29 protein-coding genes are annotated in these 23,814 nt (G+C 36.0%); 13 read left to right on the top strand and 16 right to left on the bottom strand.

The window, feature by feature from the left end; translation table 11 throughout:
- The first annotated feature begins 49 nt into the window (after positions 1 to 49).
- From HPY60_02845 to HPY60_02830, 4 genes are read left to right on the top strand one after another with little or no spacing between them, the layout of a single operon-like run.
- Positions 50 to 649 (top strand): methyltransferase, encoded by a 600-nt coding sequence (locus HPY60_02845; protein NPV50122.1) that lies wholly within the window; start codon positions 50 to 52, stop codon positions 647 to 649.
- Positions 627 to 1,211 (top strand): exosome complex RNA-binding protein Csl4, encoded by a 585-nt coding sequence (locus HPY60_02840; GenBank protein NPV50121.1) that lies wholly within the window; start codon positions 627 to 629, stop codon positions 1,209 to 1,211. The genes HPY60_02845 and HPY60_02840 overlap by 23 nt, the downstream gene beginning before the upstream one ends.
- A 4-nt stretch (positions 1,212 to 1,215) precedes the next feature.
- Positions 1,216 to 1,806 (top strand): DUF2067 family protein, encoded by a 591-nt coding sequence (locus HPY60_02835; GenBank protein ID NPV50120.1) that lies wholly within the window; start codon positions 1,216 to 1,218, stop codon positions 1,804 to 1,806.
- A gap of 1 nt (position 1,807) precedes the next feature.
- Positions 1,808 to 2,080 carry a DNA-directed RNA polymerase subunit L gene (locus HPY60_02830; GenBank protein NPV50119.1) on the top strand — a complete coding sequence of 91 codons (273 nt, stop codon included), beginning with the start codon at positions 1,808 to 1,810 and terminating at the stop codon, positions 2,078 to 2,080.
- On the opposite strand, the gene HPY60_02825 is transcribed toward HPY60_02830, so the two are convergent.
- A complete protein-coding gene (locus HPY60_02825; protein NPV50118.1) occupies positions 2,077 to 2,604 on the bottom strand; it encodes an RNA-binding protein in 528 nt (175 codons plus the stop codon). The genes HPY60_02830 and HPY60_02825 overlap by 4 nt on opposite strands.
- 199 nt (positions 2,605 to 2,803) lie before the next feature.
- On the opposite strand from HPY60_02825, the gene HPY60_02820 reads away from it, so the two are divergent.
- Both HPY60_02820 and HPY60_02815 read left to right on the top strand, forming a co-directional pair.
- Positions 2,804 to 3,157: a DUF192 domain-containing protein gene (locus HPY60_02820; protein NPV50117.1), complete on the top strand. Its 354-nt coding sequence runs from the start codon at positions 2,804 to 2,806 to the stop codon at positions 3,155 to 3,157.
- A gap of 46 nt (positions 3,158 to 3,203) precedes the next feature.
- On the top strand, positions 3,204 to 4,043 hold the full coding sequence (locus HPY60_02815) for a metal-dependent hydrolase (GenBank protein NPV50116.1): 840 nt from the start codon (positions 3,204 to 3,206) through the stop codon (positions 4,041 to 4,043).
- On the opposite strand, the gene HPY60_02810 is transcribed toward HPY60_02815, so the two are convergent.
- On the bottom strand, positions 4,036 to 4,320 hold the full coding sequence (locus HPY60_02810) for a hypothetical protein (protein NPV50115.1): 285 nt from the start codon (positions 4,318 to 4,320) through the stop codon (positions 4,036 to 4,038). The two genes, HPY60_02815 and HPY60_02810, sit on opposite strands and share 8 nt — an antisense overlap.
- Positions 4,321 to 4,433: 113 nt before the next feature.
- Here HPY60_02810 and HPY60_02805 point away from each other — a divergent pair, with 113 nt between their 5' ends.
- Complete coding sequence (locus HPY60_02805) at positions 4,434 to 5,399, top strand: hypothetical protein (protein NPV50114.1); 966 nt, start codon at positions 4,434 to 4,436, stop codon at positions 5,397 to 5,399.
- A 39-nt stretch (positions 5,400 to 5,438) separates the two neighbouring features.
- Complete coding sequence (locus tag HPY60_02800; GenBank protein NPV50113.1) at positions 5,439 to 6,827, top strand: flippase; 1,389 nt, start codon at positions 5,439 to 5,441, stop codon at positions 6,825 to 6,827.
- Here HPY60_02800 and HPY60_02795 read toward each other — a convergent pair whose 3' ends face one another.
- The 5 genes from HPY60_02795 to HPY60_02775 are packed head-to-tail and all read right to left on the bottom strand — an operon-like array spanning position 6,828 to position 10,378.
- Positions 6,828 to 7,751, bottom strand: a complete 924-nt coding sequence (locus tag HPY60_02795; GenBank protein ID NPV50112.1) for a methanogenesis marker 7 protein — start codon at positions 7,749 to 7,751, stop codon at positions 6,828 to 6,830. It abuts the gene before it with no gap.
- A 9-nt stretch (positions 7,752 to 7,760) separates the two neighbouring features.
- Positions 7,761 to 8,303 (bottom strand): methanogenesis marker 17 protein, encoded by a 543-nt coding sequence (locus HPY60_02790; protein ID NPV50111.1) that lies wholly within the window; start codon positions 8,301 to 8,303, stop codon positions 7,761 to 7,763.
- A 13-nt stretch (positions 8,304 to 8,316) separates the two neighbouring features.
- Positions 8,317 to 9,534, bottom strand: a complete 1,218-nt coding sequence (locus tag HPY60_02785; protein ID NPV50110.1) for a methanogenesis marker 15 protein — start codon at positions 9,532 to 9,534, stop codon at positions 8,317 to 8,319.
- On the bottom strand, positions 9,531 to 9,965 hold the full coding sequence (locus tag HPY60_02780; GenBank protein NPV50109.1) for a methanogenesis marker 5 protein: 435 nt from the start codon (positions 9,963 to 9,965) through the stop codon (positions 9,531 to 9,533). The genes HPY60_02785 and HPY60_02780 overlap by 4 nt, the downstream gene beginning before the upstream one ends.
- Before the next feature lie 2 nt (positions 9,966 to 9,967).
- Positions 9,968 to 10,378 (bottom strand): methanogenesis marker 6 protein, encoded by a 411-nt coding sequence (locus HPY60_02775; protein NPV50108.1) that lies wholly within the window; start codon positions 10,376 to 10,378, stop codon positions 9,968 to 9,970.
- 91 nt (positions 10,379 to 10,469) lie between these two features.
- Between HPY60_02775 and HPY60_02770 the strand changes: the two genes are divergently transcribed.
- Together HPY60_02770 and HPY60_02765 are read left to right on the top strand one after the other, a co-directional pair.
- Positions 10,470 to 11,327, top strand: a complete 858-nt coding sequence (locus tag HPY60_02770; GenBank protein NPV50107.1) for a UbiA family prenyltransferase — start codon at positions 10,470 to 10,472, stop codon at positions 11,325 to 11,327.
- A gap of 100 nt (positions 11,328 to 11,427) precedes the next feature.
- On the top strand, positions 11,428 to 12,720 hold the full coding sequence (locus tag HPY60_02765; GenBank protein NPV50106.1) for an APC family permease: 1,293 nt from the start codon (positions 11,428 to 11,430) through the stop codon (positions 12,718 to 12,720).
- 58 nt (positions 12,721 to 12,778) lie between these two features.
- On the opposite strand, the gene HPY60_02760 is transcribed toward HPY60_02765, so the two are convergent.
- Positions 12,779 to 15,208 carry a plasma-membrane proton-efflux P-type ATPase gene (locus HPY60_02760; GenBank protein ID NPV50105.1) on the bottom strand — a complete coding sequence of 810 codons (2,430 nt, stop codon included), beginning with the start codon at positions 15,206 to 15,208 and terminating at the stop codon, positions 12,779 to 12,781.
- Between the two features lie 167 nt (positions 15,209 to 15,375).
- Between HPY60_02760 and HPY60_02755 the strand changes: the two genes are divergently transcribed.
- Positions 15,376 to 15,885, top strand: a complete 510-nt coding sequence (locus tag HPY60_02755; GenBank protein NPV50104.1) for a hypothetical protein — start codon at positions 15,376 to 15,378, stop codon at positions 15,883 to 15,885.
- Positions 15,886 to 16,057: 172 nt separating this feature from the next.
- Here HPY60_02755 and HPY60_02750 read toward each other — a convergent pair whose 3' ends face one another.
- Positions 16,058 to 17,257: a hypothetical protein gene (locus HPY60_02750; GenBank protein ID NPV50103.1), complete on the bottom strand. Its 1,200-nt coding sequence runs from the start codon at positions 17,255 to 17,257 to the stop codon at positions 16,058 to 16,060.
- Between the two features lie 122 nt (positions 17,258 to 17,379).
- On the opposite strand from HPY60_02750, the gene HPY60_02745 reads away from it, so the two are divergent.
- A complete protein-coding gene (locus tag HPY60_02745) occupies positions 17,380 to 18,192 on the top strand; it encodes a PHP domain-containing protein (protein ID NPV50102.1) in 813 nt (270 codons plus the stop codon).
- Here HPY60_02745 and HPY60_02740 read toward each other — a convergent pair.
- From HPY60_02740 to HPY60_02715, 6 genes are read right to left on the bottom strand one after another with little or no spacing between them, the layout of a single operon-like run.
- Positions 18,178 to 18,720: an LOG family protein gene (locus HPY60_02740; protein NPV50101.1), complete on the bottom strand. Its 543-nt coding sequence runs from the start codon at positions 18,718 to 18,720 to the stop codon at positions 18,178 to 18,180. The two genes, HPY60_02745 and HPY60_02740, sit on opposite strands and share 15 nt — an antisense overlap.
- 6 nt (positions 18,721 to 18,726) lie before the next feature.
- A complete protein-coding gene (locus tag HPY60_02735; protein ID NPV50100.1) occupies positions 18,727 to 19,482 on the bottom strand; it encodes a hypothetical protein in 756 nt (251 codons plus the stop codon).
- Positions 19,483 to 19,490: 8 nt separating this feature from the next.
- Positions 19,491 to 19,802 carry a replication protein RepA gene (locus tag HPY60_02730; GenBank protein NPV50099.1) on the bottom strand — a complete coding sequence of 104 codons (312 nt, stop codon included), beginning with the start codon at positions 19,800 to 19,802 and terminating at the stop codon, positions 19,491 to 19,493.
- Positions 19,799 to 20,845 carry a hypothetical protein gene (locus HPY60_02725; protein ID NPV50098.1) on the bottom strand — a complete coding sequence of 349 codons (1,047 nt, stop codon included), beginning with the start codon at positions 20,843 to 20,845 and terminating at the stop codon, positions 19,799 to 19,801. The genes HPY60_02730 and HPY60_02725 overlap by 4 nt, the downstream gene beginning before the upstream one ends.
- A gap of 59 nt (positions 20,846 to 20,904) precedes the next feature.
- Positions 20,905 to 21,309: a hypothetical protein gene (locus HPY60_02720; protein NPV50097.1), complete on the bottom strand. Its 405-nt coding sequence runs from the start codon at positions 21,307 to 21,309 to the stop codon at positions 20,905 to 20,907.
- Between the two features lie 31 nt (positions 21,310 to 21,340).
- Positions 21,341 to 22,255, bottom strand: a complete 915-nt coding sequence (locus HPY60_02715; GenBank protein ID NPV50096.1) for a 2-dehydropantoate 2-reductase — start codon at positions 22,253 to 22,255, stop codon at positions 21,341 to 21,343.
- Positions 22,256 to 22,409: 154 nt separating this feature from the next.
- On the opposite strand from HPY60_02715, the gene HPY60_02710 reads away from it, so the two are divergent.
- A complete protein-coding gene (locus HPY60_02710; GenBank protein ID NPV50095.1) occupies positions 22,410 to 23,264 on the top strand; it encodes a DUF2666 family protein in 855 nt (284 codons plus the stop codon).
- Here HPY60_02710 and HPY60_02705 read toward each other — a convergent pair.
- Positions 23,254 to 23,727: a DnaJ domain-containing protein gene (locus tag HPY60_02705; protein NPV50094.1), complete on the bottom strand. Its 474-nt coding sequence runs from the start codon at positions 23,725 to 23,727 to the stop codon at positions 23,254 to 23,256. The two genes, HPY60_02710 and HPY60_02705, sit on opposite strands and share 11 nt — an antisense overlap.
- Between the last annotated feature and the right edge of the window lie 87 nt (positions 23,728 to 23,814).

The raw sequence follows: 23,814 nt of genomic DNA, 5'->3' as shown, positions 1-23,814 counted from the left end.
TTTTGTGAGAAAAAAGCAGCTTGAAATCTTTCTTTCGAATCTAAGGGAGATGGAAGACCCTGATATGTTTGAGGAGCAGTACACTACTCCAGGGAATATAGCAAGTGAAATTGTTCTATTTGCCTATCACAGAGGAGACATAGAAGGTAAGACTGTAGTCGATCTTGGTGCCGGTACAGGCCGACTTGGTATAGCTTCCCTCTTATTAGGTGCTAAAAAAGTATATTTTGTAGAGAAAGATAAAAGAGCTATAGCTATTTTGAATGATAATTTAAAAACATTAACTTTAAAAAGTGATGAAATCTTAGGAGAATACGAGATTAAGGATGGTGACGTTTTAGACGTCCTCCTGCGAGGGGACACTATTATTCAAAATCCGCCTTTTGGTACAAAAAAGAGGAAGATGGATACCAATTTTTTGAAAAAGGCTTTTGAAATAGGAGATGTTGTGTATTCCTTGCACAAGAAAGGGAACTATGATTTCATAAGGAATGTTGCATTGGAAAATGGATTTGAGCTTGTTGAGATGCAGAAGTATAATTTTCCTATAAAAGCAATGTTTGAGGTTCATAAGAAACGGAAGGTACTGATTGAAGTTGAACTTTATAGATTCATGAGGTGTTATGATGGAAGCAAACGGAGAGACTAAAAAAGAATTTGTTATACCAGGTGACTACATAGGGGTCGCCGAAGAATTTTTACCAGGAAACGGTGCATATGAAGAGAATGGGAAGATATATGCTACACTGGTAGGGGATTTAGAACTTGACATGTCAAGAAGAAGTGCAAGTGTTATTTCGAAAACAAATGTTGTGCCACAGGTAAAAGAAGGGGATATCGTCTACGGAGAGGTAGTATCAGTTAAACCACAGATGGTTTACGTAGACCTCCTAGCTTTAGAAGGGTACGCAGACAAAAAGCTTTCAGCCAATACAAAGGCAAGAATATATGTTTCGCAGACCGACAAAAAGTATGTAAAAACTATCTCCACAGAATTTAGGAATGGAGACGTCGTAAGGGCCAGAGTTGTAGATACTCAGGGCGATGCAGTAAGACTTTCAACTGCGGAAGATAACCTTGGAGTAATAAGAGCTGTTTGTGGAGTTTGTAAGAAAACTCTTCAGATGAAGGAAGGAAAACTTGAGTGTGACTACTGCAGCTCTAAAGAAACAAGGAAGACAGCAAATGATTATCTGAAAGCAAAATTATGATAAGATGAAGAGAAAAACAAGAGTATTAAGTTTTAAAATAAAGGGCAATGAAAAAGTAGAAATTGCCCGTTTTCTTTCTAAATTTGAAGATATTACTTTTAATGTATCTGATGATACGTTGAAGGTCAAAGTATTAAATCCCGGCAGTATGGGGGACGTTGTTCACTCAATTAAAAGCTTCTTGGAAGAGCAGAAAGAAAAGGAGATCAAGGAAGACAAGGGTATTTATAGCTATACCTTAGACAGCATCTCTAAAATTGCAGGTGCAACTGTTCCGGTAAAACTTCTAAAAGCGGTCTTAAATGACAAGGGCTACTCCTTTGAAGTCGACAGGGAAAATGTAGTTTCCACTGCACATGCGTCAGTTGCTGCAGAAGTTGCAGGAGATATCTCCTACCTTTTACAGGACCTCGAAGGAGTATCAAAGCCTGTGACAGAAATCATAGTAAGGGTCGCAATGGAGTTTGATCTCTTATCTTCAGAGCTTTTGAATGTGGGCATAGATGAAAAGATTTTTAACGATACAGAAACGGTATCTTTAAATATAAGCTACGACGATGCTCTTTCATATCTAAGAGAGTATGCAGGTGAGTAATTTGGATATTGAAGTATTAAAAAATGAAGGAAATTTAATGGAATTTAGAATTATTGGTGAAGATCACACACTTTGTAACGTATTGAGAGAGGCATTATTAAAAAATAAAAAAGTTACAGTTGCAGCTTACAAGATTGACCATCCTCTCCTTGACAGGAAAAGGCCAAGATTCATAATCAACACTGATGGCTCCGTATCACCAAAGGATGCCCTCCTTGAGGCCATAAAGAATGTTGAAAAAGATGTTAAAGGATTAAAAAAGAATTTGCTTTAAAATGAATCTGCATCTTCTTCAAGAACATCTTTTCTAATAATTTCTTCTCTTTTTAAAACAGAAATACCAGTTTTTTTGTCAATTACCTGTATAATGACTTTGATATCGGGATCTTCTAGATTTACTTTTGCCTCTGTCTCTTCAACGATTTTGGCGCCGACCTCTCTTTCAAGTTCTTGAGACTTGAAGTTTGCTTTTCCCCTTTTCTTGCATCTAACGGCAAATGTGTCACTTTTGAAAATCTTGGGCAGTGCTACGTCGCTTGCTTCAACTATTATTAAATCCTTGTCTGTATTGATGTACCTATCAAACGGTAAAACCCTGTGTATGGCACTTGTTTCATAGTCTCTCAACATTCCAGCAGCTTTTTTAGCATCCCTGCATTTCACTAGGAGAACGCCTTTAAACTTTGTTTTTTTAATCTCAAAAACTTCCCCTTCTAGTGCCCATTCTACTTCCCATATACCGTCAAACTGTCTAGCAGTGGGAGTTGTCACGAGAAGGAATTCTTTCATTTGCTCCATAAAGAAACGAATTAGTATTGATTTAAAAAGTTTTATATGAAGCCCAATTTTTTTTTAAGAATAAGTCATATAGAGTTGAAATCTCTATATGACGGAATACTACATGCCAGTAACACTATTTATTCATAACGTGTTACTATATATAAATCTTTCTGTAAAATAAGGATAATTTTTTAATTAAGACGCCTTATCCAATACGATGTCCTCTCATAATCTATCAGAGATTTTTGATAAACTCACATATCAAAGAAATTTTTTTGAATTGTCAAGAGGGCTTATGTTTAGAAATGATATCTCAGAATCAAATGAGGTGTATATCTTTGTTTTAGACCGAGAGCGAAAAGCTGCAATAACAATGTTCTTTGTTTTTTTCTCAATTGATGTTGTCTGGCTTAATTCAAAGTTTGAAGTAATTGATGCCAAGGAAAATATAAAATCATTTTCATTCTATACTGGTCATAAAGGTAAGGCCAAATATTTTGTTGAAATGCCTATAGGGTCCATTAAAAGACATGATATCAAGAGTGGAGACAAGATTCTATTTCCTTTTTAGTTTAGAATTGCAAAACTATTAATATTGATGTACCTAAATTAGTCTGATGTTCATTACAGACAATCACATGCATATTGACCCGATAAGAGGGATGGGGCTTGATGCAGTTAAAGAGTTCACTTCTGCTGGCGGTACACACTTCATGCTCGTCTATAAAACTGCATATGACTCTGGGGGCGAAGTAAAAACTGGAAAAGATTTTGGAAAAGCCTATGATTATGTAATAGATCTATCAAATAGGATTAATAAAGAAACTGATGCAAGGTCTTACCCAATAATTGGCCTTCACCCAGCAGAGTTTCATCATCTCATACTCGACTTTGGGAAGGAAGAAGCTTTTGAGATAGCTTTAGAAGCCTTAACTGAGATTGAAAAGAGAATTACTGAAGGGAAAGCCTTTGGAATAGGAGAGGTCGGAAGGCCCCACTATGAAGTCGAAAATGAGATAATTGATCTCTCAAATCAATTCTTAATTGAAGTACTAAAAGTTTCAAAAAAATTGAAATGCCCTGTCCAGCTTCACACAGAAACTTTTGACGAGAGTAAGTTCTTAGAGATTGGAGAGTTAGTAAAAAAATATGGAGAGCCTTCTAAAGTAATCAAGCATTTTTCACCCCCAATGATTTCCATATGTGAGAGTATCGGTATATACCCTTCCATTGTTGCAAGGGAAAAGAATATCCTAAAGGCGTTGGAGGAAGGGAAAAGATTCTTGATGGAAACTGACTATATCGATGATAACGAAAGGCCTGGCGCTGTTGTTGGCCCTAAAACTGTCCCCAAAACAACTAAAAAACTGTTTGAGAAGGGAATCCTATCAAAAGAAGATATTGATTATATACACAGGTACCTTATAGAAGAGATCTATGGGATTGCGCTCATCTGATGTTTCTATAGGAATCTATCGTCTTTTTTGATGAAAGGTACTCGGCTTTTGTCAAAAGTTGTTTGTTCTTCCTTATTTCTTTGTTCTTTTTTCTTTCATTAAAGCCCATGATAAATATATTTGACCCAAGTAGGATAAAAGATATAGAAATCATAGTCGCACCTGACATGAGGTATATATCCGCAGAAGAAGTGTTCATGGCGATAGAAAGCCCAAATAGGACCCCGACTGCTAAAACAATGATACCAACGCCCCATTTGAGTATATAAAGCGCCATTACTCATAAAAATAACAAGAAATATAAAAAGCTTTTCTTTTTTTTTGGGAAAAATCTTAAATAATCTCCTATTGATTGTAATATACACACTCAAGAGGGCAAATGGTGGCTATATGAAAAAAATATTTATTATTTTACTAATTATTATAGGCATATCTTGCCAAGTTCCCATATATGCCCAGGAAGATTTTGCTTGTATGGGGTGCACAATAGACGTTGATATCTCACAGGATACTGAGCATGTCACCATCAGGATGATATTCCTAAATTTGGGGCTTCCGGACTTCAATGGCTTTTACCTTTACGTGCCTGGTAGGGCAAATAATCTATCCGTAACAGATGATGCGGGGAACGTTCTAGAGTCATCTTCGTCACAGGTAGGTAAAGAAACTTTTGTGAGGTTTTACTTCAATAGGAGTTTGAAGCTTGGAGAGACTACACTTGTCAAAATCGACTATGATGTGTCCGATCTAGTCACGAAAAGTGATTCATATAAGTTGAGCTTCCCTTTTGAATCGCCATGTGATATAAGGTACCTCAAGATGGCATTTAACTTTGAGAAGGGTATACCCCTTCTGACTGAATTTGTGCCATCACCATCTAGATTTGAATCAGTAGATAGTAAAGTATCTGTCGTCTGGTACAAAGAAGATGTAAAGGAAGCGGAGAAATTTCTATTTGAGGCAAATTATGATGAAAAATATGCACCGCTTAGGGAGATAAAGGAGCAAACAACTCCAGTTGAAAAGCCAGAATCTAACCCTGCAATGTATATTCTGATGTCAACTGCCATTATATTCTTTGGACTAATTGCAATACTCCTCCTCACAAGGAAGAGGGGCCATAGCAGGATAGAAGTTGCCCTTAATGTTTTAGACCCAAGGGAATCAAGGATCCTAAAGATAATATATGATAATGGTGGCTCAATTACTCAGGCGAAGCTATTTGAGCAGACAACATTCTTTTCAAAGCCAACACTATCAAGGGTCTTAGACAAACTGCTAAAGAGAAAGCTCATTGAAAAGGAAGAAAAGGGAAGGACAAACATCATAAAGCTAAGCGAAAAGTTGAAAGATTAAACAAAAGAGATAAAAGATAGAGCTTTGGTCATTAGTTTAATGATTAAGAAATCACTGATGCTTCTCATAGCAAATTCATTCTCGAGAGTTGCAAATTACCTCTTCACTCTTTTCACGGCAAACATTCTTCTTCTAACTGAGTATGGTCTCCTTTCGGCGATTATGCCATTTCAATCACTTATACTTGTTCTTTCATCTTTTGGCATTGCGCCTTCTGTTTCAAGATTCACATCTATATATGATTCCGAAGATAGAAAAGATAAGATATCCTCTTCCCTATTTTTTGTTCCAATAGGGATTATTCTTTTTGTTACCCTCTTTGCTTTGCTACCTGTAATAATGAGCTTTTACTCTACTGAGATAAGAAACGGAATTGACACCCCCTTAAAGATAATCCTTCTCGTAATACCTCTTGGGGTATTGTTCTCAGTCTTTACGGGGATCTTGCTAGGTACCAAAAAAGTAAATTATATGGCAATCTCAATCTTTGCCCTTTCACTATCCTACTTCTTACTTTCAATCCCGCTTTCCTATATTTTTAGGGTTTCAGGTGCTTCTGCGGCCCTTGTAGGGGGCTATGTAGTTGGTATAGTTGTATCCTTTTTTCTAATTTTAAAGAGTGGCGTCAAGCTGAAATTTAAAAGTGAAAATTACAAGGAGTTTAAGAAGATATTTGCATTTGCAATCCCTGTTTCAATATTTTCTTTGAGTCTTGTCTTACTCTTCAATGCAGATATCTACATACTGGCCCACTTCTTTGGCCCAGAGATAGTTGGGATATATGGTATGGCCTCCCCAACTGCAGGCATTATACCATCTTTTGCAATTGCCCTATCTGCTGTCCTATTGCCAGAGCTATCAAAGTTGAAATCGGTAGAAAAAGAAGGGCTCAGAAGCATTTTAGTCTCACTCAAAGCCTCCTTTAATATTACGCTTCCAGTTGCACTTTCCCTCTTTGCCTTTTCAAATCCTATAATATACTTCCTCTTTGGAGTGCAACAAGGGGGATGGGTATTAAAGCTCTTAGCAATTGGAATGCTTTTCTATTCAATTTTCTATATAGCCTCAACATCCCTCCAAGCTATGGGTAAGCAATGGACGCCTATGAAGATAACAGTTCTTATAGCAGCGATAAATGTGGCACTAAATTATGTCCTTATACCAAGATACGACATCAACGGTGCAGCCTTTGCAACTATGGTGTCATGTATAATCGGGATGTTCCTAATAATGAAAACTCTTGGAGTTTTATTTACTCCAGAAAAAAGATTTGTTTTATTTTCGATAGCTATTTTTACACTGATGATGATCTTTGAAAGTATAGTTGGACTATTGCCATCAAGAGTTATGAATCTGTTTGTATATGGCGCCTTTGGAACACCTTTGATTTTAGGTTATTTTTACTACCTTAAGAAAAAGTGGAAATAATTAAGATTGTTCTTTTTGAGAATCAAAATAGGATTTTGTATAAATCTTTAGTATTGTAAAGCCGCTGTAAGGCGACTGGTAGATATTGCAGTATTCTTCTATCTTCCTGCCGTCAAATTCGACGTTCTTTATCTTTTCCTTAAACTGTGCCACTGGCATTTTTACCTTGACTCCATCTACGTTCAAAACTATTGGAATTGGAGAGATAATCTTGTCAATTCCTTCGACATTTTCTTCAAGGATTTTTTTAAGGTATATCGGCTCTAAAATCAAGGGATCTTCTTCTATTTCCCTTCTCCTTTTTTCAACAGCTTTTGATATCTCGGCTACCATTTTATCGAATATATCAAGGTCAAACTTCTGCCTCAATCTCTGGCTCCTTCTACCAATTCCACCAACATAGTAGTCAAGCCCTTCTATATTGAACTGCTCTGGGCCACCGAGAACTACGACAGGTATGTCGATATCATTAAAAAGGTGAGTCTTTTTTCTAAGACATCTGCTGAAGTTTCCTAAAGAATAGACGGCAACATCTGCCTCTTCTATCATGCCTTTTTCACTTGCAGTTATCTGATTTATCCTCTGGCCTACGCCTCTTGCAAGGCCCATGACGTTTGTTACTGCCCCGTTTCTTCTTATGTATTCTGAGATATCACATACTGGGTGAGGCAGGTGATGCTTTCCAAGCGAAGGTGCAACTATTGTGATTTCTGAACCTGCAAGTGGAACTTCGACAATTTTTCCCCTAAGCTCCTTTGCTTTTTTTACGATAAGTTCGTAATCTTCTCCAGGTACAGCAATGATAAGGGTAATATCAATCTGAGTAACGTTCTTCTGGATTAGAAATCCTCCAAGGTCATCTACTAGATCTTCTAGCTCATCTGCCCTGTGTAGCCCACCTTCAAATAGTGCCATCTTAAACATCTATTTCACCTAATCCCTCTCGTGATACTTTTGAGCAAGCTTTTTGCTCTCTTCTGAAAGTGCATTTTCACTCGATGCCACAGTGATTGTTTTCTCTGCAGAGAGGATGTATTTTATCCTTGCAGCCTCAGGTAAGACCCTGTTAATTGCTTCCTGGACATTTTTCTTCAAATCCTCTGTTGGGTAGTATACAACTTCAGTTTTTATTTTATTGAATATTTCTACAGGTATCTTAACCTCAGTCCTGTCTTCCTGCTCAACACCTTCTTTTGTAATTGACCATAATAGTGACAATATCTTTGGGACATAGAACTCATCCTCTACGGATAGTAATTGTTTATCTTGATTGTAGATGGCAACATCTTCTATCCTCAAAGGCTCAAGGACTTTTTTTATCCTAATGGATGTTATAAAAACAAAGTTCTCTGTGTCTCCGTAGAAGTATACCTTTTCTATGCTTCTCCTTATCTCAAACTCCCTCATTATATCATTTATTAAAATGACATACCCTTGAGATTCCTTCTCTGGAAGACCTTCAACAATGATTTCCATTATCTAATCCCCTTTAGATAAATCCGGAGCAGAGCAAGGCCCCTCCAACTGCGCCTATGTACTGAGAGTTTTGTGGGACTAAAGGTTCTGTCTTTAGGATGTCTCCTACGGCCCTTACCAATCCTTTTAGAAGTGAAGTACCACCGACTTGAATGACTGGGAATCTAACATCTATTTCTTGAAGCTGCTGCTGGTAAATCTGCTCAGCAACGCTTCTGCATGCTGCTGCTGCAACGTCTTCTTTACTGTACCCTTCAGCTAGTGTAGAAACTAATCCCTGAATACCAAAGACGGTACAGTAGCTGTTCATTGGAACCTTGTGTAAATCTCCTTTTGCAGCAAGTTCTCCAAACTCGGCAATTTCAATGCCAAGCCTCTTTGCTGCTGTCTCTAAGAATCTACCCGATGCGCCTGCACATATTCCACCCATTGTAAAGCTATCTGGTATGCCGTCCATAACAGTTACTGCTTTGTTATCCATACCACCTATATCCAGTATTGTAGCTTCTCCTTTTTGCTTATTTGCAAGGAAAACTGCCCCTTTAGAGTTTACAGTCACTTCTTCTTGGACAAGTTTAGCTTTGTAATGCTCCCCAAGTATGTATCTCCCGTAGCCTGTTGTCCCGATTGACTCGATATCTTTAAGGTCCATTTTGGCTTCCTTGAGGGCCTCATTTACCACCTTTTCGGCTGACTCAATTACTGCTGCGGTGGGGTGCCAGTATTTTGCTATAATCTCATTGTCCTGCATTATGACTGCTTTTGTTGTAGCTGAGCCTGAGTCAATGCCCATTGTAATGCCTACTTGCCGCTCTCTTCCTAAAAGATCCTTCCTTTTAACTATTGTAACGAGCGCTTCCATTCTTATTAGAAGAACGCTTGCCTTAGTGTTTTCAGTAAATGAATACATGACGACAGGTAATTTTGTGTGCTTCTGGAGGTATCTCCTTATCTCATTTCTGATTAAAGCACCTTCTGCACATCTAAAGCATGTGGCTATCAATACAGCATCTGCTTCAAATGTTTTGTCTGCTAAAGCTTTGGCTCTTGCTATCATTAGTTTTAATCCCGGACTTACTGGATTAAATCCAAATTCTTCAACTGCTTCATCAAATTCAATATCAACATCAGGGAATACTATTTTGGCACCAACTGTTTCTGCTGCCTTTTCAATCTCTTTTTGAATTCCGCTGTAATCATTACCACATGAAAGCTGAGCTATCTTAATCATTTTAGGCCCTCCAAGAAACTTTTAATCCTTGCAACAAAATCTTCCACTTCTTCTTCGTTTGTTGGGTAATCAAGTTCCAAAGTTGGAACTCTTTTTTGTTTAATCAGATAAATAGTAAGCTCATTTGTTCTGGCGCAAGCCATACATCCAAATGTTGATGGAAAGTCATTGACAATTATTGCGGCCTCTGCCTCATCAATCAATGGCCCAAAAAGTGCAAGTCTTCCTCTGACACCAGAGGGAACTTCTATAGCCGCATACTTTAATCCAACTTTTACATCAATTTCAGTTATGTTCATAGGGGGAGAGTCGAGTTCTGGATCGTTTACTCTCCTATCAATCTCCTTTGCAAGTGCAAGTGGGGTATGCCCAAATCTTTCAACTAGGTCTTGCAATATCATGCTATTTGGGGGATAAATGAATATTTTCATGTTTACACCTTTTCCTTAATGGCCTTCTTTAGAATATCCACATCGACAGGTTTTTCCTTCTTTTTCTCCAGAGTTTTAAATCTTCCCTCTTTTAGGACTTTAGAGATAAGTGGTAATAGTTTATACTCTTCTAATAAGAAATAATACCCTGGTCTTGCTCCGCCACCTCTTGTTGCTCTGCACCTTCTTTCATCGCCTATTGGGTAAGCCCTGTGTTTTGAGAAAATATCGCCATCAAATTTTTCCCGTATCTTTAATGTGACGTTCTCAACAACGTCATCGTCTCCTTCTACCATAATACCATAACATGTGTCCTTGATATTAAGGGTCTTCCCAAGGCTTACAATATAGTTGATTACAGTTTGAGGGGTTAATGATGAGGTATCGGCGATAACAAACATTCTTGTTTTCATATCTGAATTAATATTTATTAACAATAAAAGAGTTTCGACTATTTTCTAGTATTAGATAAAAATATAAAATAATTTTATATCAATTAGTTTAATGCAAGTAGGAAATAAACTTAAAGGTATTTCTCAATTAATTAGGCTGGATCTTTCCTTTGCGGCAGCTATATGTGTAGTTGCTGGGGAGATACTGGCCCTTTCGGGGATTCCTAGTTTAGGGCAGATAATAGCAGGGTTTAGTTGTGGATTCTTTATCTCTGCTTCTGCACTAGTATTAAATGATTATTTTGATCTTGAAAGTGATAGGATAAATGCCCCAAATAGGCCACTTCCTTCGGGAATGGTTTCAAAATCAGAGATAATTTATTTGACAGTATTTACAACATTGCTTGGCCTCTATTCTGCTTTTGTTCTAGGGATGTCTGTCTTGATTATCGGCATCATTTTTTGGATTATTGGCGTTCTATATAACTGGAAACTAAAGAGAACAGGTTTATTGGGGAATATAATGGTTGCATCTTCAGTTGCAATCACATTTATTATTGGGGGAATAGCAGTTGGTAATCCTTGGAATGTTACTGTATGGTCTTTTGGGCTAATGGCTTTCTTAGTCGATCTGGGAGAGGAGATATCTGCTGACGCGATGGATTTAGAAGGCGATAAACTTCAGAACTCAAAATCAATTGCAATAGTGTGGGGGAGAAAAGTTGCACTAAAAGTATCAAGTTTATTGTTTGGCCTAGTAATATTGGTCAGTTTTTTCCCTTTGATATTCGGGAATCTGGGGAATATCTATTTATTGGCAATGGCGATTATAGATGCAAACATTATTTATTTTGTGTATAAACTTTTGAAGAGTAAAACTGATGCTGAGGGTAGAAAATACATTATAGGGATTTACAGAGGCATAATGGTTGGGATTGTTGTATTATTATTGGGGCTTGTTATTTTCTAGAAAATTATAAAGTTTAACTTAATAAACTATGAATTGTCTATTTCTAGATTAATATAGTGTATAAGCAATTTAAATACCTGAACATCATATTTAGAAATTAATGAATAATAAAAGGCCCATGGGATTTTTTTCTGTTGTTGCTATTGGGATAGGTGGAATGGTCGGAGGAGGGATTTTTGCAGTTCTTGGACTAGCGGTAGAATTAAGTCGTGGTGGAACTTCCCTAGCTTTCTCAATTGCAGGAATAGTAGCTCTAATTACTTCCTATTCCTATGCAAAATTATCAGTAACCTACCCAAGCCAAGGTGGGACAGTAGAATTTCTGAATCAAGGATTTGGACCAGGTTTATTAACAGGTGGATTAAATATACTTCTTTGGATAAGTTACATAGTAATGCTTTCATTGTATGCCTATGCTTTCGGCAGTTATGGTGCAAATTTTTTCCCTATTGAACTGCAACCTTATTATAAACACATTTTAATGAGTGGCGTAATAATAGTATTTACATTAATTAACGGAATGGGTGCAAATTTTGTTGGAAAAACTGAAGAATATATAGTTGGTCTAAAAATTGCGATATTGTCCTTTTTCATAATCGTTGGTTTTTGGAGTATTAATCCTCAAAGATTACAAACATCTACTTGGAGTAGTATTCCACAACTAATTGCGGGAGGAATGATTATTTTTCTTGCATACGAAGGTTTTGAGCTTATAGCAAATACAGCTTGCGATGTCAAAAATCCTAAGAAGTCCCTACCTCGTGCATATTATACCTCAGTCATTTTTGTTATAATATTGTATGTATTAATTTCAATAGTAACAGTGGGTAATTTATCTATAACTGACATAATAAACGCGAAAGATTATGCGTTAGCAGAAAGTGCTAAACCTTTTCTAGGAAATCTTGGATTCGTTATGATAGCTATTGCTGCACTTCTTTCTACGAGTTCAGCAATAAATGCCACCTTATATGGTACAGCTAGAGTGAGTTATATTATTGCTAAGGATGGGGAGTTGCCATCAACTTTAGAAAAAAAAGTTTGGAATCGCCCCCTTGAAGGATTGATTATTACAGCAGTTGTGGCGCTTATAATCGTAAATTTATTCAATCTATCAAGTATTTCAGTAATGGGCAGCACAGGTTTTTTAATAATCTTCACCGCAGTTAATGCTTCTAATTCAATCCTTCATAAAAGTACTAAAAGTAAAAAATTAATTTCAATTCTTGGCACTATTGTATGTATTTTTGCATTACTAGCACTAATATGGGAAAGAGCTGCCACTTCATGGAAAGACATAATCATAGTACTAGTAATGATTATTTCTGCATTCTCTATAGAAGTGATATACAGAAGAATAACAGGTAGGATAATAAAGCCATTTTTTAAATAAATTCAATAATCGAATTGTAATCTGTTTATTTGCATTTTATTATTAAAAAATAAAGAGATTATCTCTTAAATAAGATATTCTTATGATCCAATATTTTATACACTTGAGTTTTTAGCATGTCTGTTACAAAGAAACTTATTAATGCATAACCCCAAACTAATCCCGCTAATTTCCAGCCCATAGCTGGCAATAGGAATCCATAGACTACTATTAATGTTGCAATTGTTTGTGTTCCTATTATGGCAAAGAATAAAGGCTTTGCAGGTTTTATACTCCAAAAATATCCTTTTGTCCTTGCTATAAATACCGTTAGGTGTCCTGCTACAGATAGTTTAAGATAAATAAAGGACTGAAGAATTTCATTGCTTAAATGCAAATATTCTTTGCCAATATATAATAATCCAAATGATGAGAATACTCCAATTATTCCAAGCATAGTTGCTATCCCTAACACTGTTCGCATATTCCATTTTTCTGGTTCATTAGAGTATTTTACATTGTCATAAGCTATCGTAATTATAGGTAAATCGTTTAGAATGGCCAATAAGACTATCATCAATGCCGTCACTGGATAAAATTTAAATACTATTATTGAAGCAGTTATAAAAAGTAATACTCTAATAGTTTCTGTAATTCTATAAATCGAGTAATTTGTCATTCGCTGAAATATTCTACGACTTTCTTTTATTGCGTCTATAATCACGGAAAGGCCTGGTTGTGTTAGAACAATATCTGCGGCGGATTTTGCAGCGTCTGTAGCACCTGCAACTGCAATTCCCACATCTGCCTTTTTCAAAGCAGGCGCATCGTTTACACCATCTCCTGTCATTCCTACAATGTGGTCTTTTTCCTGCAATAATTCTACTATTTTATATTTGTGTTCAGGAAAAACCTCAGCAAAACCTTCTGCATTTTCTACAATAGTTCTTGCTTCACTGCCATGCACGTCTAAGAAACTAGATGCATTTGCTATTTGCTGTCCCAAGTTTACTAGTTTAGCAATTTGTTTGGCTATAGCAGTGTGGTCACCCGTAACCATTTTTACATTTACGCCCATATCTTGAGCAGTTTTTATCGTCATCGCTGAATCTTCCCTGGGGGGATCATATAATCCAAATAATCCTACTAATTCCCAGCTATCGCCACCCTTTTTTGCAACTCCTAGTGCTCTAAAACCTTCGGAAGCAAAGTAATCAATTAATTCATTTATTTTTTTATCTAGTTTTGAGTTCTTAATTAGGGACAGAATTACTTGAGGTGCACCCTTTGAAACTTTTATCTTTGAGTGATTAATTTCAAGAGTGGCCTCAGTTCTCTTTGAAACTGGGTCAAATGGCTTAAAATTTATAATTTTATATTTTTGTAAATCTTTATCTAGGCCATATGATTTTGCTTTTTCTATTATAGCACTATCAATTGGATCTTTATCCTCTTCTCTAGAGGCCAAACTTGCAAATAGTAAAGTATCTTTATCACTATATGGAGAAAAAGCTTTAATATCTCCAATAGAAAGTTCATTTTTTGTTATTGTTCCTGTTTTATCAGAACACAACACATCCATGCCAGCCATTTCTTCTATTGCTGCAAGTTTGCTGACAATTGCTTCTTTTTTAGATAAAGACATGGCCCCTACAGCCATTGTAACTGATAAAACAGCAGGTAACGCTGCCGGTATAGCTGCTACTGTAAGAACTAAAGCAAATTGTAATGCCTCTAACATGCTCTCGTGTCTAAAAAGGGCTACCAAAAAGATTAGTGTAACTAATCCTATTGCAAGCATTATTAAATAATCTCCAATTTTTGTAACTGCCTTTTGAAAATGGCTTCTTGTTTGTGCCTCTTCAACAAGTTTTGTAGTTTTACCAAAATAGGTGTTCATCCCAGTAGTAACAACTAAAGCGTCCATTTCCCCTTGTTTGACAATAGAGCCATTATATGCAACATCTGAAACATGTTTTTCTACAGGAAGCGACTCACCCGTTAAGGCAGATTCGTCAATCTGTAAATAATCTCCTTCAAGTAGTTTTAAATCCGCAGGAACAATATCTCCTAGTCTTACCCTTACAATATCTCCAGGAACTAATTCTCTTGAAGGTATTTCAATCCATTTTAAGTCTCTTTTTACTTTTGCATTTGGAGATAATTTCTTTTTTAATAGCTCAATCGCATTGTCTGCCTTGTGCTCCTGCCAGAAACCAACTACTGCGTTCATAGAAAGAAGGGTTAATATAATAAAAAAATCGTCCCATCTTTGTATTACGGCGGATATAACAATAGCCGCCTCTATCATCCAGGGTATGGGGCCCCAGAAATAACCTAGAAATTTGATTAGTGGATTGACTTTTTTCTCTAATATTTCATTGAATCCAAATTCTTCGATCCTTTTTTTCGATTCATTACTACTAAGACCTTTATCTGTAGTATTTAGTTTAATAAACAAATTAGATATACTTATCTTTTTTGATTCTTCAGTCGTAATATTCTCCATTTAGCCACTTTGTCCAATAGTGTTATTATCTATTTTTTACTATATATACCTTCTCATCGATATATTTACTATTTTATAATTTTACTAAGTTATTTTACCCTATAGAGTATAATTAACCTAATAACGTAAAAGTTAGAGTTAAATAGGATTAAGTCAAAGTATATTATATGAAAAAAATTCTGAATCTTAGCATATTCTTGTTGCTAATATTTACTATTTTTTCTAGTGGCTGCGCCGGACTTTTTCCTTTTCCTTCGTTTAAGTGTGAGGATGTCAGAGTTACTGATGTTTGGATCATGAGACATCCTTTAGATATTTTACCAAATGCTATATTTAATGATGGTTCAAACTATGCAATCTACAAGATAATAATCACCAACAATTCCGAAAAAGAAATTAAGCTTAAACCAATAGTAAAAGTGATTGATGGAAAGAACATTTTCATCAGGGAAGTGGATGCTAATATGTCTCCTGTTTCAGAATACTATGCTAAGTCTATAGAAGGCAGCGAGAAAACAGTATATGCAAAGGATTATACAGATTGGTATATGGAATTAAAAGCGTTGGATGCAAATTCTGGAGACTATAACATTAAAATCACAGTTAAGGTGGTTCCTAATACTCTATGTACAGAAATCAGCGAAAATATCATACGTATAAGTGATAAAAAAAATTGATGAATTTAGTTTTGTTATAAGATCAATTCAATATTGGACTACTATTAAATGCTGCTAAAATAAAATCATGAAAAACAAACTTATTTTATTTTTTATATTATAACTTCTTTCTTAGATAAACCATTTTGTTGATTTTAATGTTATATTACAACCGGTTATAACATTAGTAAAATTATAAGGCAAACTTGACTCTATCAATCTTCTCTTTAATCGCATCGATTACAATTGGATCATCATTCCATGCCCCGAGATTAATAACTTCAATGCAATTAGGCATTTCACACTTAGAAACAAGCTCAGGCAAATCACACATGCTGTGAATGCTATCAGCACTAATTGCAGCAGAGAAATAAAATATCTTCTCTACACCATTTTGAATTAATTTCTGGATAGCTTCTGAGGTGCAAGGTTCTCTAAACTCCATCCATGCAAGATCTAAATTCTTAGAATCGTATCCGTCTTTAACAAAAATCTCCAGAACATCTTTTCTAAATTTAATCTCGTGCTCTGTTTCCGTTGGCCATTCCATGTCCCACTCTTTTGGCTGCCCATGTCCAACAAGTAAAACTCCAACTTTTTTCTTATCTGCCTTTCCTAGGTTCTTGTTTACTCTTTCGATAAACATGCTCTGCAAAGTCTTTGAATCCCATAGAGGGCCAGTATAGTCTATTGAAACTCCATAATCGTCGAAATCAATTTTTTCAATTAACTCCTTACCTTCGGCAGTATGATTTGAAATAGTCAAGAAAACTTCACTAACAATTATTCTGCTTGCTCCCTCATTTAATGCTGTGATGGCTGCAGCATCAGGCCTTGGCTCATCTTCTAAGAATGAAAGATAGAACTTAGTGGATAGGTCTCCTTCTTTTCTAAATCTTTCTTCTAAAGATTTCATCATCCTTTCATGCATTTTCTTATGTTTGCTAAAACCAACATGGATATACTTTTTCCTCAACATATAGAGAAAGATTGGCCTAACTAAAAATGGGATAAACTTAATCTTCTGCTCATCAAACTCTCTAAACTGATTTATCCATCCTATTGGATTATAGTCTTCTGGCTCACCATGGGTAAAATAAATAACTGCAGTATTCCCATTACCAAAATCGCCTTTTTTCCTAGTGAGTTTTGGAACATATCTTTTATCTTTAGTTGATAGTAATTTATAGGTCATAATATAATAACCAGCTACAATAGCTATTAGAAAAGCAAGAATGATAATCCCTATCCCATCTCTATAGGTATACAGAAGAGGAATGAAAATAAAAAATTCAATTATTAACAAGGTTAAATAAATTCTAATCTTACTCTGATGAACTGTTAGATATTTAACAATTGTTACTCCCACCAATAATCCAATAATAATGGCCATCGGAGGTAAAATATAGTTAATCTAATCACCTTATTAAAAATTAATTCATTTTCAATTAAAAAATTTGTTATTGTTTTATGAAATCAGAAAGTCATTTAAATTGATTCAATTTCTTGTTTTCAATGAAAGTAGATTTACACGTTCATACTACAGCGTCTGATGGACTTCTTTCTCCAACAGAGATGATAGCAAAAACCAAAGAAAATGGAATAAATACACTAGCTATTGCAGATCATGACACGATTGATGGCATACCTGAAGGTATGAAGGCTGCAAATGAAAAAGGAGTAATGCTAATACCTGCTCTTGAAATAAGTGCAAAACATGAAAAACAGGTCCATATGCTGGGCTATTTTGTAGACTATACAGATTTGAAATTCCAGAGCTTTGTAAACAAACTAAAGAATTCCAGAGAGGATAGGAACGAGAAGATGCTAAAAAAACTCGGGAATATGGGCTTTGAGATTACTATGGAAGAGCTAAAAGCAAGTGCAGAGGGAAACATTGGGCGACCCCACATAGCAGACCTAATGGTGAAAAAAGGATATGTATCTACTTTTGCAGAAGCCTTTGAAAAATACATAGGTAACGATAAACCCTGTTATGTTTCAAAGGAAAGACCAGATATAAGGAAGGCCATTGAATTAATAAGGAAATACAAAGGTGTTCCAGTATTGGCCCACCCGAAATATACTTTTCTAGAAGGAGAAGAACTTGAAAACTTCGTAGCTTATCTATCCGACGTCGGTCTTGGAGGGCTTGAAGTCTACTACTCCAAGCACAGTAAAGAAGAAGAAGCAGAATACCAAAAACTTGCAGAAAAGTACTCTCTCATCCCGACAGCAGGCTCTGACTACCACAGAAACGGCGATGTTTTTGGCATGGAGCTAAAAAAAGAATATCTCGATAAATTATTGGCACTAAAGAACATCTAAAGCTTTTATTATTCTTTCAACTAAAAAGTTGGGATCATCAGAAGCCATAATATTTTCATCTGACTTACCGAGCTTCTTTAATACATCAGAGAATAGATCAGAAGCACCGCCAGTTCCAAGTAACAATCCAACTATCTTCTGTTCATCGTAGGCTATTGTAAGCTCATTTAGAGTTCCAATCATTCCCTGAACAGAAATAACAGCATCACAGCTTCTGACAAGCGTAACATTCCTGCCTTTGTACCCAGAACCAGTGAATATAAGGGAATCAAAGACATCAGTAGGATACTGATAATCTTCAACATGTTCTTTTAGGTTAATAGCAGGTGATACTCCAACTGTTGTTCCACCCGCTTCTTTAGCGCCCAGTGTCGCTTCTAAAGGAAGTCCAGGACATGCACCAGAAAAAAGTACAAGATTAGTCTTTGCTATTACTCTTCCAAGTTCCCTTGCAGCTGCCCTGATATCGCTTCCTATGTCGCCCCTCGCAGAACCAATGACTCCAATCTGATACCTTCTAATAAAAATCTCTCCCTAGATAGCCTTCTTGAAGTAGTTCACTTTGGGCTCATAGAGGTCCCCTCTTGAAAGAAGCTCCCTTACAGCATTGTCAATATCGTCTGCTAGGTAGTCATCCTTTAGCTCGTAGAGAATAAGGTCAAGAACTACGCCTTCGCCTTCGTCAAGCTTTTCTATGGCTTCCATAACCTTTGATTCAAGAGCAGAATCAGAATCAAAGATTCTGCTCTCCTCAGCATACTCTATAAGGTAGTTTAGCTCTTCAATTGCATCTATTAAGTCGGGATTTATTCCTTCTTTTTTTGCTCGGTCCATTGCCTTTCTCACATTCTTCTCTTCATCATAAATCTTCTGCGCAATCTTAAACTGCTTTTTCTGTCTTAAGGTCGTTAGGACTGATTCAGCTCTGTGGAGTGTCAGCATGTTAGGAGGGGCTATTGAGAGGACTTCAAGATTCAGTTGCTTTTTACCCTGCCACTCGCTGAGCTTAGCCATGAACTGGACAAGGTCTCCCTTCTTAATTGACATTAGAAGTTTTGTGTTTTCTCTAAATGCTAGTGCAACTATGCTCTGCGTTCCATCGTCAAGGAAAACAGATCCATAAGTTCCGTCCTCAGAAAGTCTTGGTTCAGCCATTATAGTCGCTACGCCTTTTAGTCTGTAAACTTTTAACCCGTCTTGAGTAATAACATAGTTAGTTGCAAAATCGTCCTCTGGCTTTACAAAGTAACCCTTATGGATTTCAGCAAGTGAGAGTCTCGAAGAAGGCATTCTTTTCTTCATTGGTATACCTCCTTCTCAATCTCTTGAACTTTTTTGAAGAGTTCAAGATTAAAATCAGTAAAATCTTGGATTACCTCTGAATCCACAATTATCTGCCCGCCTTCTTTGTAAGGGCTACCTATGACCCTTAGAACTTGTTCCATATCGTAAAGATTATCAGATGAAACACTAATGGCGCCTGTTCCATCATCAAGTATAAGCATGTAAGTAGAGGGATCTATAGAAACAACTACCCCTAAGAAAGAAACTAATGTTTCATCACCCTTGATTTCACGTATTTCTTTTTCAATGGAGTAATTTAACTTCATTGCATCTCCTTACCTATGGCCTCTATTACCATCTCTATCTCTTCTTCTAAATCAATGTCAAAAATATTGTGAACTTGGAATACACTTCCGACAAACTCACTCTCTGCAACATTTCCAGTGATTAGTATCTCTTTTCCTAAAAGGCTAGAATGATTGTCAGATAGATACGACTCTCCGGCATTTCTGAAGTTGAATCCTTTCTCAAGATAGCTTTTTATTCCTTCATGAACGTGGTCAGCACTTACCCCCAATATCTTCTCTGCCTTGTCCTTGAAAAATGAAGCCCTGATATAACCTGTTGAATCGTCTATCCCAAGATCCAATATCGCAACTTTTGTAGGTATCACTTCTAGCTTGCAGTGCTTGCAGAATCCCTTTTGGCCGGAATCCATTTTTCTAAAACAAGTTGGGCATCCCTCATAGAAGAATACAGAATATAGCTTTGCAATTGTTCCCCTTATTTCCTTGAACTTGTCACCGGGATTTAAATCAGAAATCATTGCCCTTTCATACTTTAAAGATTTTAATGTGGAACTCTCAGGCAAGGACGACTGGTCAACTCCTTCCGGATTAACAATCACCTTGCTCTTTGAAGAAATATAAAGTTGGGGCCCCTTCATTCCGCCTTTGACCTGGCCGGCTATTACTTTTATGACGTCCCCTTTGTTCACTGTCTCAGAACATTTAACGGCGTTCTCATCCCAAAATACAACTGCAATCTCTCCAGTCTTATCCGCAATCGCTATATTAAGGACTACTCCTTGAGATCCATCATCTCTAGTAAATTCCTTTGGGGCGTACTTTCTTGTAACGCGCCCTAAGACGTTAACGTCTTTCATTCCTTCATTAAGAGACTCTATCTTGAGATCTTCTTTACCGGGCAGAGTTATCCCTTCTTCAGAAGCGATTATAGAAAGAATCCCTTTAGTTGTAAGATTAAACATTGAGGATTCTTTTTTTACCCTAATCTTCTCTTTTATCTGAGCTTCCGTATAACCCTTTTCCACCAATTTAGACATTATGAGGGATACGTCATCTTCCATCAAAGCACCTATTAACTTTTTATTTAATGAATATTAAAATACTTTTCGATTAGACTTTATCAATTTGAAACTATCCTTATATTAAGATTGATATCTGCATATCTGTCAGTCCTATTGTAAAGTATGAGGTACCACTTCCCTCCGTGGGGGGCTTCCCAAAAAATTTTTCCATCTGTCGAAAGACTTGGCAGCTCTTCATACTTATAGAATCCATCGTTCTGCCTTAGCTCATAGTTTGGCTGGTCGACCAATCTTATTTCAAGTAAGGAATTTGCCTTATATTCAATCTCAAGGTCTTCTCCTGGTTTTAGATCAAAAATGAAAATCTTCGTGTCCCCTGCCGCAACAAATGTCTCTTCCTTAACAGACCATTTAGGAGAGAAGTAATCTGTAAGAAATAGATAAGCTCCTGAGATAACAAGGACTAAGATAATTATTCCAAAAACTTTGGATAAATTATTCATAATGATAATAAAAATCCATCATTTATATAAGTTATGAGGATTTTTGTATTAATTTGTTTTCTTTAAATTTTACCATGTTTAGAAGTGCTTTATTGTACGGTGAAGGTATGTTGACTCTTTCTCCAGTTTCAATAATCTTACCGGATATATAATCAATCTCAGTTCTGTTGCCCTTTCTTAAATCAGATAAAGTAGAATTTATGTTCTTAGACGTGTTTTTGATTACGTCAATGGTCTTTTCAAAAATATCATCAGGTATTTTAATCCCATCCTTTTCTAAAATAGTCTTTCCTTCTCTTGTGATTTCTTTAACTATCTCTACTAGGTTCTGGTCAAGTAGAATTCCATTCTCACCATCAAGTATTGAGGCTAATGGATTTATAGCCGAATTAATAATCACTTTTGACCATATCTCACTCTTTATGTTTTTTGTATATTCTGTTTTAATCCCAGCTTTATTGAATAGATTTACAACGCCCATTGCATTTTTGTTTTCGTCTGAAAGTGATCCAATGAAGGTGGTTCCTTTTCCCCTAAACTGAAGTCTAGCAGGTGCCTCAAGAAAAGCACCCATGCTTGTAACGGCACCCAGGATATTTTTACTCTCAACATAATTTGAAATCTCTTCAATATTTCCTGCGCCATTTTGAAGTGACATGACCTTTACATCTTCATTTAGAATTGGGAGTATATCTTTCAAGGCTGTTTTTGTGTCGTATGCCTTAGTTGTGATAATAATCAGATCTGAATCCTTTGCATCAAGAGGATTTGAAGATGCTTCGATTCTAACATTGAATTCTTCAACTCCAAGAATAGAAAGGCCATTTTTCTTTATGGCGTCCATATGGGCCTGCCTCCCAATGAGCAATATATCTACATCTCCTCTTTTTAGAAGTCCTCCAAATAGGCTACCAATAGCACCTGCTCCGATAAAAGCTACTCTCACTTTATCACTAGTAATAATAATGAATTACTTTTTATATCTCTTATCGGTAAAAATTTACAGGAGATATTATGAAAAATCTAACCTAAATCTCTAAATAATAATATATTCAGTTAAGGCTTTAAAGTATCAGCACAGAATGAGATTAGGTGATTTGATGGCATTGCCTGAAAAGGTTGAGTTTATCGGTAACTACAAGGGGTGGAAATGCTACAAAGGTTTTGACACCCTTGAGGGAAAAGACAAGCTTGATATTGCACGATTATTACTCTCTATACGAGAATCATTTAATGAAAAGATATATGAATACTTAGGCCAGGGATTTGATCTAAATTTTATTCAGGCCATAGTTGACTCAATTATAAAGGATGAAAAAAAAATTTCGGGTGCACTTTACAAAGCAAAATCTCCAACGACCACTAAAAAATTATCAGAGATAGCAGAAATAAAAGAAGCAAAGGATATTGCAAAGGGACTACTCACAGAGATGATACTAGAAAAACTTGGAATTGAAAGACTAACCCCAGAAGTACTTGACAATTATCTCGGACAGAAACCTATTGAAGATAAGGGCAGTGAAACTGTTATTAATAAAAATATGGTCCATTTCCTCGGAAACTATGCCGGGTGGAAGTGTGTTAAAAGAATGGAAGTTGAAGATCTAACTGAAGATCTAGATATTGCTATGATTCTCCTATCGATTAGGGAATCTTTCAATAACAAAATCTATGATTACATGTCTGATAAGTTTGATATGGACTCTCTTGATGAGCTAGTTGAAGACATCATACCAAAGAAAGGCAGATTTAAAGAAGAAGATATTGCTTCGGCCCTTTCAAAACTAAATGAGTCTGAGTTTATTTCAGGACTTGAAAGAATATCCCAGGATAAGAAAGCTATTGATATCCTAAAGAGGATAGCTACTGAAAAGACACTTGCAGGATTAAAACTTTCTTTATTAAACGCTAAGATGGTTGAAAAATATATTGAGAAGAAGGCACTTATTGCCTGAGGATGCTAAGCATATATATCGTGACTAAAACCATAATAAACATTGAAGAATAGACTATTATCCTGATAAGTGTCTGTTTTGAGTTTTTTGCATAATCATAGGCAACGTAAGGTCTACTCTTAACAAAAGTTCTTGGGATTGAATCAAAGTTTACAGAATTACTATTTTGGTCTGTTGTATATGTCCACCCAGGTCTGCCTTCATAGTTGACTGTCTTTTTGGTAGAGAGATATTTATCTCTTTCTTTATCGTATTTTGTTTTTTTATCTTTATCGATTAAGGTTTCATAAATCTCTTTCAGCTCTAAAAATTTACTTTTTGCCCAATCCTCTTTTCCTGGATTTTTATCCGGATGGTACTCTAGGGCTTTTTTTCTATAGGCCTTCTTAATCTCCTTAATATTGGAAGAAGGTGTTATGCCTCCAATCGTTTCATAATAGTCTATTTTTGGATTGTACGACATCTTATCAGTAAAATCAAATCTATATTATCTATTCTAAAATTGGAATACAATATATAAATTTATTACTTAAAAAATATTTTAGTATAA

Source organism: Methanofastidiosum sp. (genome assembly GCA_013178285.1).
In the GTDB taxonomy this organism is placed as follows: Archaea; Methanobacteriota_B; Thermococci; order Methanofastidiosales; family Methanofastidiosaceae; genus Methanofastidiosum.
Note: the sequence above shows the minus strand (reverse complement) of the source record. Positions and strands in the feature narration are given on the sequence as shown.